Annotated in this window: 8 protein-coding genes; 1 reads left to right on the top strand and 7 read right to left on the bottom strand. The window is 54.2% G+C overall.

Translation table 11 applies throughout. The features are described from left to right. Positions 1-6 precede the first annotated feature (6 nt). The 5 genes from OGY07_RS09835 to atoS all read right to left on the bottom strand — a co-directional run bounded on the left by OGY07_RS09835 (position 7) and on the right by atoS (position 6044). Positions 7-1329: a TIGR00366 family protein gene (locus OGY07_RS09835; RefSeq protein WP_042290590.1), complete on the bottom strand. Its 1323-nt coding sequence runs from the start codon at positions 1327-1329 to the stop codon at positions 7-9. Further along, on the bottom strand, positions 1326-1976 hold the full coding sequence (locus OGY07_RS09830; protein WP_042290586.1) for a 3-oxoacid CoA-transferase subunit B: 651 nt from the start codon (positions 1974-1976) through the stop codon (positions 1326-1328). Before OGY07_RS09830 ends, OGY07_RS09835 begins: the two co-directional genes overlap by 4 nt. Next, a complete protein-coding gene (gene atoD, locus OGY07_RS09825) occupies positions 1976-2638 on the bottom strand; it encodes an acetate CoA-transferase subunit alpha (protein ID WP_060570132.1) in 663 nt (220 codons plus the stop codon). The genes OGY07_RS09830 and atoD overlap by 1 nt, the downstream gene beginning before the upstream one ends. 197 nt (positions 2639-2835) lie before the next feature. Beyond that, on the bottom strand, positions 2836-4221 hold the full coding sequence (gene atoC / locus OGY07_RS09820; RefSeq protein ID WP_286600248.1) for an acetoacetate metabolism transcriptional regulator AtoC: 1386 nt from the start codon (positions 4219-4221) through the stop codon (positions 2836-2838). After that, the gene (gene atoS, locus OGY07_RS09815; protein ID WP_286600246.1) at positions 4218-6044 is read right to left on the bottom strand and encodes a two-component system sensor histidine kinase AtoS; all 1827 of its coding nucleotides are present in this window, start codon (positions 6042-6044) and stop codon (positions 4218-4220) included. Before atoS ends, atoC begins: the two co-directional genes overlap by 4 nt. A gap of 173 nt (positions 6045-6217) precedes the next feature. Between atoS and rcsC the strand changes: the two genes are divergently transcribed. Then, complete coding sequence (gene rcsC / locus OGY07_RS09810; RefSeq protein WP_286600243.1) at positions 6218-9064, top strand: two-component system sensor histidine kinase RcsC; 2847 nt, start codon at positions 6218-6220, stop codon at positions 9062-9064. A 50-nt stretch (positions 9065-9114) separates the two neighbouring features. Here the strand turns inward: rcsC and rcsB are convergent, their stop codons facing one another. Together rcsB and rcsD are read right to left on the bottom strand one after the other, a co-directional pair. Beyond that, on the bottom strand, positions 9115-9765 hold the full coding sequence (gene rcsB, locus OGY07_RS09805; RefSeq protein ID WP_042290573.1) for a response regulator transcription factor RcsB: 651 nt from the start codon (positions 9763-9765) through the stop codon (positions 9115-9117). A gap of 16 nt (positions 9766-9781) precedes the next feature. After that, positions 9782-12451, bottom strand: a complete 2670-nt coding sequence (gene rcsD, locus OGY07_RS09800) for a phosphotransferase RcsD (protein WP_060570136.1) — start codon at positions 12449-12451, stop codon at positions 9782-9784. Between the last annotated feature and the right edge of the window lie 250 nt (positions 12452-12701).

The raw sequence follows: 12701 nt of genomic DNA, 5'->3' as shown, positions 1-12701 counted from the left end.
TTGCCGTCAGAACAACGTCAAACCAATAACAAAAATGATTCCGGAGAACAGCAGGGCGGTGATGCAGTAACCCATGATGTCGCGGACCCCAAGCCCGGCGATAGCCAGAGCGGGCAGCGCCCAGAACGGTTGCGCCATGTTCATCCACTGCTCGCCATAGGCGATAGCCATGACCGATTTACCGAGGTCGGCTCCCAGTGCTTGTGCGGCGGGTATGACAAACGGACCCTGGATCACCCAGTGACCGCCCCCTGACGGCACCGCGAAGTTGATCAGTGCAGAGCTAAAAAAGGTCATGATCGGGAACGTGTCTTTGTTGGCGACGTTGATGAAAAACTCAGTGATCAATCCACCGAGTCCGGAGTGTTCCATCATCAACTGGATCCCCGCATAAAACGGGAACTGCACCAGAATCCCGGCGGTGCTGCGCGCTGCGGCGCTAATGGCGCGCATGTAGGCCATCGGTGTTTTATGCAGTAGCAGACCGGCAATCATAAACATGAGATTGACGGTGTTAATGGTGATGTTGAACCCTTTCTCGGCAAAGTAGATCCCGAGATAGGCGATACCCAGCGCACCGATGATCAGCGCCAGAATCCGGCTCTCTTCCAGCTTTTCTGACGGTGGCGCATCTGCCGGCAGGGTCTTCTGGAAATCAGGTTCTTCCATCAGCAGTTTCGGGTCAACGCTGACCACATCAGAGGGTTTCGGCGTCATCATGCGAGTAATAAAAGGCATGACCACAATGAGACCAAGCGTAATGAAGATGTTGAAGCCGGTGAACAAGGTGTCGCTGACCGGGATTAACCCGGCAATATGTTCGACCGGATTGCCTGGTGTCGCCGCCAGCAGGGGCATTGAACCGGAGAAACCGCCTCCCCAGGTCAGAAACCCAATATAGGCGCAGGCGATCAGCAGCGGATAGTCAGAGCCGGGTACGCGACGGGCCACTTCCCTGGCAAACATGGCGCCTACCACCAGGCCGAAGCCCCAGTTGATCACGCAGGCGACAGAGCCAAAAAAGGTCACCAGCATAACGCCCTGAGCGGGCGTTTTAGCCGCGGACGCGGCGGTCCTCAGCAGCTTTTTCACCGGACCCGAGCTGGCCAGCGCGTGGCCTGTGACGATAATCAGCGCCATCTGCATGCCGAACGCCAGCAGATTCCAGAAACCGTCACCCCAAAAGCGCACCATGGCGACCGGCGTTTGCGGCGTAAGCCACAGCGCGATGCCGAACGTTAACAGTGTCAGCAGCATGGCAAAAATCAGCGGATCGGGAAGCCAGCGACTGACGAAGCGCGTCATAAAACGCGAGATACGGCCAATCATGCATCACCTCGCTGGATCAACAAGTCGGCGGCCACGTCAAAGTGCGCTTCGGTTTTCGATCTCAGCGTTTGCAGGTCGCAGTCTTCAGCGATTTCACACAACCACATTTTGCCATCGGTAAAACGGAATACCGCCAGTTCGGTGACCAGCATATGTACCGCATGTTGGGCGGTAAGCGGCATCGTGCAGTGGCGGAGAATTTTCGCCGATCCGTCTTTCGCGCAGTGTTCCATCGCAATAATGACTTTACGCGCGCCAGTGACCAGGTCCATCGCGCCTCCCATGCCGGGCACCATTTTGCCCGGCACCACCCAGTTCGCGAGGTTGGCCTGCTCGTCAACCTGAAGGCCGCCAAGCACGCAGGCATCCACATGCCCGCCGCGAATTAGCGCGAATGACATTGCGCTGTCGAACATCGCCGCCCCGGGTAAAATTCCGCAAGGTTGGCCTCCGGCATTCACCAGGTCCGGATGCGCGGTTGTCACCGGTCCGAGTCCGAGAAATCCATTTTCCGATTGCAGGGTGATATGAATATCTGCAGGCAAGTAATTGGCGACCATCGTTGGCAGGCCTATACCTAAGTTCACAATGTCGCCATCACGAAGTTCGTGCGCCACACGGCGCGCAATACGTTGTTTCGCATCCATTATTTGCTCTCCTGTGGCATGACGATATAGTCAATGACGGCGCCGGGCGTAACGATGTGGTCCGGCAGCAGATCGCCTGTCGCAACCAGTTCGTCGGGTTCCACCAACGTGATGTCAGCGGCAAGGGCGATCAGCGGGTTAAAATTGCGGGCGCTGAGTTGATAGGTCAGGTTGCCAAGGGGATCGGCCCGATGCGCGCGTATCAGCGCTAAATCGGCGCGCAGTGGGCGCTCAAGCAGCCAGGTCTTACCGTCGAGCGTGAGGGTTTGTTTGCCCTCTTCGACAACCGTACCGACGCCGGTAGGGGTCAGGAATCCGCCGAGACCGGCACCGCCGCAGCGAATTTGTTCAATCAGGGTGCCTTGCGGGACCAACTGAACATCCATCTCTTTAGCAATCATTCGCCGTCCGGTTTCCGGGTTAGTGCCAATGTGCGAGGCAATGACTTTTTTCACCCGACCATTGACAATCAGAGGGCCGATACCGGTATCGACAAAAGCGGTATCGTTGGCGATAAGGGTCAAATCCCTGACGCCGGATTCCAGTAGGGTGTCGATAAGGCGAGGGGGCGTGCCAACCCCCATAAAACCGCCAACCATGATGGTCATGCCGTCACGAAAGAATTCGGCGGCGTCCTGTAAGGTAATCAGTTTTGTTTTCATTATGTTTCCCTTTTGCATACTCCATTTTGGGTACGAAGCGGGAATTGCAAACAGGATGCCAGAGTTGGGAGGAGAGGGGTTTTGAAATTAACTGATTGAATAAAAACGAAAAATAGCAAAATCTCCGTGTGCTGTGAGGCACGGAGCTATGCAGAAAATTGCGCACTGTGCAAAATTCTGCATAGCAAATTCCGGGACTAAAGATCCGTCGGATCGATACCGTACTCCTGAAGTTTATACATCAGGGCGCGGCGGCTAATGCCTAACATCAGGGCTGCACGGGTGCGGTTACCGTCTTGTTGTTCAAGGACTTCCATAATGATCCGCTTCTCTTCGCGCTTAATCTCTTCTTTTAAATTTCGTTCGCCGGGCTGCGCGGATTTGACCTCCGCTATGCTGCTTACCGGCTGGCGTAGCGGGGCGGGCAGATCGTCGGCAAAAATTACCGCTCCAGTATTCATCACCACTGCGCGTTCAATAACGTTTGAGAGTTCACGTATATTGCCAGGCCACGGCCAGGCGGTCAGCATCGACATGGCCGTGGGGTCGATCTCAATGATGTCGCGCTGATTTTCAGTACTGAATTTTTGCAGAAAATGGTTGGCAAGCAGCGCAATGTCCTCCCGCCGCTCGCGCAGCGGAGGCAACTGCAAATGGATGACGTTTAGCCGATAAAAGAGATCTTCGCGGAAGGCGCCTTCCTTCACTATTGCCGGAAGGTCCCGGTTGGTGGCGGCAATAATACGGATATCGACCTGAATGGTCTGATGTCCGCCCACCCGTTCGAATTCTCGCTCCTGGAGAATCCGCAACAATTTTGCCTGCAACACTAGCGGCATTTCGCCAATTTCATCCAGAAGCAATGTTCCCGTATGAGCACGCTCAAACAGTCCCTGACGCAGGGACTGGGCGCCGGTAAAGGCCCCTTTCTCATGGCCAAATAACTCGCTTTCCAGCAGTGACTCTGGCAGCGCGGCACAGTTGATTTTGATAAACGGACCGTTGGCGCGCCGCGAGTTATAGTGAATGGCGCGGGCTATCAATTCTTTTCCGGTACCGCTTTCTCCGCTGATCAACACATTGGCCTGGGACATGGCAATTTTGGCGGTGTCTTTGCAGATATCCATCATTCGCGGACTGTTGGTCAGAATATGTCCCCATTGCCAGCTGGTACTCAGCGCCTGATGCAGACGACGAATCTCTTGCCTCATCGCCTGAAGTTGCAGCGCCCGCTGAATTAATAAATGCAGTTCATCAAGGTCGAAGGGCTTTATGACATAGTCAAACGCGCCGCTGCGCAGCGCTTCGACTGCGGTTTCGACTTCGGCATATGCCGTCATCAAAATAACGGGGATACGTGGTTGGCGGGCGCGCATCGCCTTTAATGCGTCGAGCCCGTTCATTTCCGGCATGCGGATATCCATCAACACCACGTCCGGCGGCACGTCGGCAAATTGCTGCAAGGCTTCCTCGCCATTACTGGCGCAGTGGGTTTCATGTCCCTGGAGGGAAAACGCGGTGGTGAGCATACGACGAACGTTGTCTTCATCATCCACGATAAGGATTCGGTAGCGGGTTTTCATACTAACAAGTTTCCCTGCGGATTAATCGGTAAAATGAGGGTGAAGGTCGCGCCGCATCCCGGCATGCTGCTGATGCGAATGTCTCCCTGGTGGGCATTGATGATGCGCTGGCTAAGCGCAAGTCCAAGACCGGTTCCTGACGCTTTGGTGGTAAAGAACGGATCAAAGATTTTTTTCTGTAGCGCGATATCAATCCCGCAGCCGTTATCTTCAATCGATACTGCCTGCTGCGAAGGGGCGTATTGCCAGGTACGAATCCGGATTTCACCGCGCGCGTTAATCGCCTGCACGGCATTGATGAGAATATTGAGGATGACCTGTTTCAATAGTTCACGGTCAGCAATGATGGCGGGCAGTTCCCGGTTAAGTTCACAATTAAAGGCAATCCGCGCCTGTACACCGGAGGTTTTGACCAGAATTAACGTCTCTTCAATCAACGTGTTGAGCTGAACCCGCTGCCACTGGCTTTGTCTCGGTCGGGAAAAATCGAGAAGTTGCTGAATCACTTTATTAATAGAATCAATCTCTTTTAGCACAACGGACAAATATTCCTGGTGTACGGGGAGGGTGAGTTGCTGGCGAATAATCTGTACATAACCACGAATAGCGGTAAGCGGGTTACGGACCTCATGCGCCACGCCGGCCATTAACTCGCCCAGCGTGGCCAGCCGTTCGGTTTGTGCAAGGCGGCGCTGGGACTCTTTGCGCGCGGTCAGGTCGGAAAAAATCACTAACGCGCCAATCAGTTCACCATTGGCATTATGAATGCGACTGGTGGTGACGCTGAGCTCAATGGTACGGTCACGCGCCGGGAAACTCACTTCCTGCGCCAGATGTTCTGTGCCGTGCGCCAAAGTATCAAGCACCGGGCTGGCGAAGTGCGGGTCGGAGAAAAGTGTCGCATAGGGCCGACCGACAAGTTCACTGAGTGTATAACCGGTAATGGCTTCTGCCGCAGGGTTCATTGTGGTGACATCCCCCTGACGATCAATGGCGATGACTCCGTCGGCGGCGTTTTCAATAATCAGATCGTTGAGCGTTTTGGTTTCGCGTAACGTTTGCGCCAGTGCGTTAACGCTGCGGCTAATTTGCCCCAGTTCGCCGGGGAGATTGGGAAGTTGGGTGGGCGTTTTATGCGCCAGCGTCGACAGACCATCGGTAATGATGTCGATATTGGCGCCGAGACGTCGGGAGAAGAGGACTATCAGCAGCAGACTGCAAAGCAGCCCCGCCACCAGTACCGCAATAATGCGCATGTCCATCTTCCATGCCTGACGTCGGATATCTTCTGTGAGCTCATTGGCCCAGATATAACCCAGAACTTCGCCGTCTCGTCGGATAGGGATCATTGAATTGAGAATATCCCCACGAACCTGGCGACCGGAAAAGACCACAGGGGTGTTGCTACGCATTACGTCACGACCGGGATGATCGGCAGCAATGGTCACGCCAACATTGTTCTGATACAGCGCGGAAGGGGCATAAGTAATGATCGCATCCAGTGCTTTGTGATAATAGCCCGCGCCGATGCCGGGAAACGCTTGCGTGATTCGCTCGGTAATCGGGCCAAGTTCCGCATTCAGCGCCTGGATGCGTGCATCGCGCGGCAATGTGCTGAAGTGGAAAAAACGTTCTTCCAGCGCCTGGTCGAGCAGATGAACGACGGCGGACAATTTTTTCTCTTTTTCCGCTAAGACCGCTGAACGTCCTTCGGTTTCGACGATATAACCAATCGACACCGTTGGCACGATGACCATCAGGATAGCCATCAGAATCATTTGATTGCGCAAGCGTCGCGGATAGAAACCCCTTAAAAAACGCATTCTGGCATCCCTGTTACCCTTTTCAGGTAAACGCCAATTATCCGCAGTTGCGCAAAAGGTTTCTCAGCGGTGTATCATATTCCGGCAAAGAGGGGCGTGAGGATTGCGACATCGCACTTTTACCGCTACCTTAACCACACTCTATTTATCGCCTCAGGCGGAGCTTTGCCCCTTTGAAATACCTGGCTTCCTTTCGTACAACCCTGAAAATCTCGCGCTACCTGTTCAGAGCGCTGGCGCTGTTGATATGGCTGTTAATCGCCTTTGCTTCGGTGTTCTACATTGTCAACGCGCTGCATCAGCGGGAGTCCGAGATTCGTCAGGAATTTAATCTCAGTTCCGATCAGGCCCAGCGCTATATTCAGCGTACGTCGGATGTGATGAAAGAGCTAAAGTACATTGCCGAGAATCGTTTGACGGCGGAGAACGGGGTACTTTCTTCACGCACCCGCGATGATAAAACCGTCGTGCCAACCTTTGAGCCCTTGTTTGCCGACTCGGACTGCGCGGCGATGGGCAACGCCTGGCGCGGATCGCTGGAGTCGCTGGCCTGGTTTATGCGCTACTGGCGGGATAACTTCTCCGCGGCGTACGATCTTAACCGCGTGTTTCTGATTGGCAGCGATAATCTGTGCATGGCGAATTTTGGCCTGCGCGATATGCCGGTTGAGCGCGACAATGCGCTGAAAACGCTGCATGAACGGATCATGAAATACCGCAGCGCGCCGAAGGATGATTCCGGAAATAACCTTTACTGGGTGGGGCAGGGGCCGCGTCCGGGTATCGGCTACTTTTACGCGCTGACGCCCGTATATCTGGCTAACCGGCTGCAGGCCCTGCTGGGCGTAGAGCAGGCGATCCGGATGGAAAATTTCTTTACCCCCGGCAGCCTGCCGATGGGCGTGACCATTCTTGATGAAAATGGTCATGCGCTCATCTCACTGACGGGGCCGGAAACCACCATTAAAGCTGAACCTCGCTGGATGCAGGAACGCTCCTGGTTTGGCTATACGCCCGGTTTTCGTGAGCTGGTGCTGAAGAAAAACCTGCCGCCATCCTCGCTCAGCATCGTCTATTCGGTACCGGTCGATCTGGTGCTGGAGGGGATTCGGATGTTAATTCTGAATGCCATTCTGCTGAACGTTTTGGTTGGCGCCGCGCTGTTTACCCTCGCCAGAATGTATGAGCGGCGAATTTTTATCCCGGCGGAAAGCGACGCCCAGCGGCTGGAGGAGCACGAACAGTTCAACCGCAAAATTGTGGCTTCGGCACCGGTTGGGATCTGTATCCTGCGTACCGTCGACGGCGTCAACATTCTCAGTAACGAGCTGGCGCACACCTATCTGAACATGCTCACCCATGAGGATCGGCAGCGGCTGACGCAAATCATCTGCGGACAGCAGGTGAATTTTGTCGATGTGTTGACCAGCAATAACACCAATTTGCAAATCAGCTTCGTTCATTCCCGCTATCGTAACGAGAACGTGGCGATATGCGTGCTGGTGGACGTCTCCGCACGCGTCAAAATGGAAGAGTCCTTACAGGAGATGGCGCAGGCGGCGGAGCAGGCAAGCCAGTCGAAGTCTATGTTCCTCGCAACCGTCAGCCATGAACTGCGCACCCCGCTGTACGGTATCATTGGTAACCTCGATCTCCTGCAAACCAAGACGTTGCCGAAAGGGGTTGATCGCCTGGTGACGGCGATGAATAACTCTTCCAGCCTGTTGTTGAAGATTATCAGTGATATTCTCGACTTCTCGAAGATTGAGTCCGAGCAGCTGAAAATCGAGCCGCGAGAGTTCTCCCCGCGTGAGGTGATGAGCCACATCACCGCCAACTATTTGCCGCTGGTGGTGCGCAAACAACTCGGTCTTTATTGCTTTATCGAGCCGGACGTGCCGGTAGCGATGAATGGCGATCCAATGCGGTTGCAGCAGGTTATCTCCAATCTTCTGAGCAACGCGATTAAGTTCACCGATATCGGCTGCATTGTGCTGCACGTGCAGCGTGATCATGACTATCTGAGTATTCGGGTGCGCGATACCGGCGTTGGTATTCCGGCGAAAGAGGTCGTGCGTCTGTTCGACCCGTTCTTCCAGGTTGGCACCGGGGTGCAGCGCAATTTCCAGGGAACCGGGCTGGGGCTGGCGATTTGTGAAAAGCTGATCAGCATGATGGACGGCGATATCTCGGTGGATTCAGAGCCGGGGATGGGGAGCCAGTTTACGGTGCGTATTCCGCTCTACGGCGCGCAGTATCCGGCGAAGAAGAGCCTCGACGGGTTGGTCAACACGCGCTGCTGGCTGGCGGTGCGGAACGCCTCGCTGTGCCACTTTGTTGAGAACAGCCTGACGCGCGGCGGGATGGACGTGATCCGTTATGAAGGTCAGACGCCCGCCGCCGACGACCTGCTGATCACCGACGATGCGCTGGAGCAGCCGTGGCAGGGAAGAGCGGCGGTGATGTTCTGCCGTCGTCACATTGGTATTCCGCTCGAAAGAGCGCCGGGGGAATGGGTGCACAGCGTGGCCTCCCCGCATGAACTGCCCGCGCTGCTGGCCCGTATCTACAGCGTTGAGCTGGACAATGAAGAACTGACAGCCTCGTTACCGGCGCCAGAAAAGGTGGCGATCGCCAACGACGATATGATGATCCTGGTGGTGGACGATCATCCGATCAACCGTCGCCTGCTGGCCGATCAGTTGGGATCGCTGGGCTATCAGTGCAAAACGGCCAATGACGGTGTGGATGCGCTGAATGTGTTGAGCAAAAACCACATTGATATTGTGCTGAGCGACGTCAACATGCCGAATATGGACGGTTACCGTCTGACCCAACGTATTCGTCAGCTTGGCCTGACGCTGCCGGTGGTCGGGGTGACGGCGAACGCGCTGGCGGAAGAGAAGCAGCGCTGCCTGGAATCGGGCATGGACAGCTGTTTGTCTAAGCCGGTGACGCTGGACGTGCTGAAACAAACCCTTGCGGTCTATGCCGAACGGGTGCGCAAAACGCGGACATAAAAAATGCCGGATAAGCGTAGCGCTATCCGGCATTTTGCACAGGAAAGGAATTACTCTTTGTCAGCCGGACTCAGGGTCACAGAAGACAGGTAGTTCAGCAGTGCGATATCGTTCTCGACGCCCAGTTTCATCATCGCTGATTTCTTCTGGCTGCTGATGGTTTTAATGCTGCGGTTCAGCTTCTTGGCGATTTCGGTCACCAGGAAACCTTCGGCAAACAGACGCAGCACTTCACTCTCTTTTGGTGAGAGGCGCTTGTCTCCATAACCGCCCGCGCTGATTTTCTCCAGCAAACGGGAAACGCTTTCCGGCGTAAATTTTTTCCCTTTCTGCAGCGCCGCGAGCGCTTTCGGCAGGTCGGTCGGCGCGCCCTGTTTCAGGACGATCCCTTCGATATCCAGATCCAGTACCGCGCTCAGAATCGCCGGGTTGTTGTTCATGGTAAGAACAATAATCGACAGGCTCGGGAAATGACGCTTGATGTATTTGATTAACGTGATCCCATCACCGTACTTGTCGCCCGGCATAGAGAGATCGGTAATCAATACGTGTGCATCCAGTTTTGGCAGATTGTTAATCAGTGCTGTGGAGTCTTCAAATTCGCCGACAACATTCACCCACTCGATTTGTTCAAGTGACTTGCGAATACCGAACAGTACAATCGGATGGTCATCGGCAATAATTACGTTCATATTGTTCATGTATAAGGCTACCTTGCTACAGCAAGCTCTTGACGTAGGCGTCAATGTCGCTGATGTATTTTTCTATTCCTGGAGCATCTTTCTCGCGAATAAGATGTTCCAGCGTTTCACATAACTGCTTGCCGGGTACCAGATTTAGCATGGCAAACACGCCTTTCAGGCGGTGAGCCGTTTGGGCTAGCGCAGCAAAATCGCTGGTTGCCGCCTCAGTATACAACCTCTTAACATCATCCGGTACTGTGTCTACAAATAGCGCGTAATAACCGCTGGCATGAAGTTCGGCATTTTCATCGCCGCCCAGGGGGGATTCCGGAATATCTTCCTGCGCCAGCTGTTCTTCTATTAGTTGTAGTACAGCTTCCTGCATAGCATTACTCATATTAAAGTTGACGCGAAGCTGGCCGGGGCCTATTTTCCGCACGCCTGACTCATCATCGCTTAAAAGCAAGCCGGAAGCAGTAAGATTAGACGGATTATCCGTTAAAAAGAGATCATATTCTTGACTTATGAGTCTTTCGTCCGGCGTGATGCAGGTGGCTCCCCAGTTTTCTAACTGGCGAAGCACGATGGTGCGAATCTCGTTAGAGGTCACGTCAATCATTACGCTGACATCATCCAGCAGACGCTCCTCGTCTTCTACATGCTGATCCAACGGCGTCATTTTAACATGGACCGTATAGCGTGTACCCAGCGTATCTCGCGCTTTGATATTCAAATGTCCGCCCAGCTTGCGCGCCAGTTGATCGCACAACCAGAAGGTGAGGGGATTCGCTTTACCATACCGGTCTTTCTGCGTTTCGCTGATAAACGGGAAATGCAGATTATCGATTTCGCTCAGCGTCACGCCTTCACCGGTGTCCAGGATGCGGAAGGTTAAGCGCTCCGCCACGGATTCATCCTGATCAACTTCAAGCGTGATTTTGCCGATCTGGGTGGTGGTGACAGCATACTGCATCAGCAGCATTAATATACGGCGCAACGCGTTACGGTCGCCATGGCGCTCGTCGTTAGCGTTCAGACGGTTGTTGATCAGCAGTTGCAGCCCTTTCCGCTTCATTGCCGGCAGGACTTCCGGCACCACTTCATCAATCAGCGTCTGCACCGAGAATCGGGTCGGTTCACTTTTCCAGGCATCGTTTTCCAGCATGTTCGCCAGCTGGATTTCATCAATCATGCGAACCAGCACGTCAGCCTGAGTGGCCAGCTTCTGCGAGTCGGGCGCTGCGACCTGAGCAATCTCGTCGGCCAGGGTTTTGACCGGCTCCTTCAGCGTATCGCTGATATTTTGCATGAAGGCGATGCGCCCCTGCTGATTTTTTTCATACAAGCGCTGCGCCTGTTTCAGTTTTTTATTCACCAGCACTTCACGATCCTGATCGCGGATGATGAAGATTTGGGTACGCGGCGCAACCTGACTGCGGAACAGGCGGATTTCGTACAGTTCGTTATTGATCGTCGCCTGGATCACCCCCTGATGCTGCTCTGCCATGCTGGTGATATTCTGCAGGTTCAGATGCGGCAGCAGATGGTCGGCAATTTTGTTGCTGATCACCGTTCGGTTGGCCTCCTGGTCGTGCACCAGCAATCCCAGCGGCAGCAGGGAAACGATCTCTTCATTGATGGCGCGCAGGATCCGCAACTCATTATTCGCCGCCGTGTTGGGCGCAACCTCTGTTGAGCGTCCCGGCTGGTGACGGAAAGTGGTATAGCCAAACAGCGCCAGCGCAAGCAGGCCGATATTCAGCAACAGCGGCAACAGAATATTTTGCAGGGTGTCGAGCAGCAATGTACCGAACGGCACCTGCCAGACTAGGCGCATATCCGTTGAATTCAGCGCAGATGAAATTTCAATTTTTGAACTGTTAAAGCTAATGCTGACGCTGTCCGGCGACTCTTTCTCATTATTTCGCGTGGTCGCGGGCGTGGTATCCGGCTCAAGGCGGAAACTGTCCAGCGGCATACCGGGCGGGATGAGATCGTTGATCGGCAGGTCAAACGCGACCACGGTCGCCAGATGTCCCGGCTGGTTGAACGTGGTACGCAGGGTAAAATAGTGCCCGTTCTGCCATGCCAGACGCCGCAGCGAGGAGAAGCTCTCCCGCTCGTCCAGCGCGTTGGCCTGCTGAAGCATCTCCGCCCGACGGGAGTCGACGATATTGCCAATAGTGGATTCTTTAAATCCGGAGGAGAGGTCTTTCAGCGGCAGCGTGGAGATGAGGATCAGACTGTTATCCTGACCATTGAGATAGTACATTGACCACGGCACCGTTTCCGCCCCCCAGAGGGTGTCGAGATAGGTCGAAATGCGCTGGGTCATTTCCAGCGTGGCGCTGTCGTGCGAGCCAAAGATCAGCGCTTCCGTTTTACGGCGCGGTTTCTCGAGATAGTAAACATCCTGCTTCAGCCGTGTTTCCTGCAATCCTTCGCCAGTGGAAGGGCTGGTGGAGGCGGCAATGTTGTCATAGATTTGCCAGGTCACGTACCGCCAGGTATCCACCCTTTTATGGATAGCATGGGTAATGTCGACAATCTGATAGCTCTTATCTTTCAGCCATGCGTTCACCGCGCTCTGCACCATTACCCCCATCGTCACCAGCAGTACGATGATCAGTAATAAAAAGAAGCGGGTGATGCTTCCTGGCAGGAGGGAGAAGCGGGATGTAGCCGTGGTTTCAGACTGACTCATTCGTGGTTATGACCTGTAAAGCAACGCAAAAGGTGATAGGGCAGTATAAAGGCTACGCTGTAGATTTCCACACTCTCGTCGCGTCGGATGAACAGCGCTATTCACGGAATATACGGGAAACGAACGGCTTGCGTTAAACGTGTACAGCCCGACAGGCGTCGTACAAATATCACCCGATGCTGTGTGATAAATAGCACTAATTAACAAGAAAATGTTTATGAATATCATTCAGGAAATAAACGAAGCGGAA

Origin of the sequence: Citrobacter sp. Cs237 (assembly GCF_030332325.1) — a bacterium.
In the GTDB taxonomy this organism is placed as follows: domain Bacteria; phylum Pseudomonadota; class Gammaproteobacteria; order Enterobacterales; family Enterobacteriaceae; genus Citrobacter_A; species Citrobacter_A sedlakii.
Note: the sequence above shows the minus strand (reverse complement) of the source record. Positions and strands in the feature narration are given on the sequence as shown.

Coding starts and splice junctions, on each gene's coding strand:
- rcsD (WP_060570136.1), bottom strand. CDS start 12,451: ATGAGTCAGTCTGAAACCACGGCTACATCCCGCTTCTCCCTCCTGCCA.
- OGY07_RS09835 (WP_042290590.1), bottom strand. CDS start 1,329: ATGATTGGCCGTATCTCGCGTTTTATGACGCGCTTCGTCAGTCGCTGG.
- atoC (WP_286600248.1), bottom strand. CDS start 4,221: ATGAAAACCCGCTACCGAATCCTTATCGTGGATGATGAAGACAACGTT.
- rcsB (WP_042290573.1), bottom strand. CDS start 9,765: ATGAACAATATGAACGTAATTATTGCCGATGACCATCCGATTGTACTG.
- atoD (WP_060570132.1), bottom strand. CDS start 2,638: ATGAAAACAAAACTGATTACCTTACAGGACGCCGCCGAATTCTTTCGT.
- atoS (WP_286600246.1), bottom strand. CDS start 6,044: ATGCGTTTTTTAAGGGGTTTCTATCCGCGACGCTTGCGCAATCAAATG.
- OGY07_RS09830 (WP_042290586.1), bottom strand. CDS start 1,976: ATGGATGCGAAACAACGTATTGCGCGCCGTGTGGCGCACGAACTTCGT.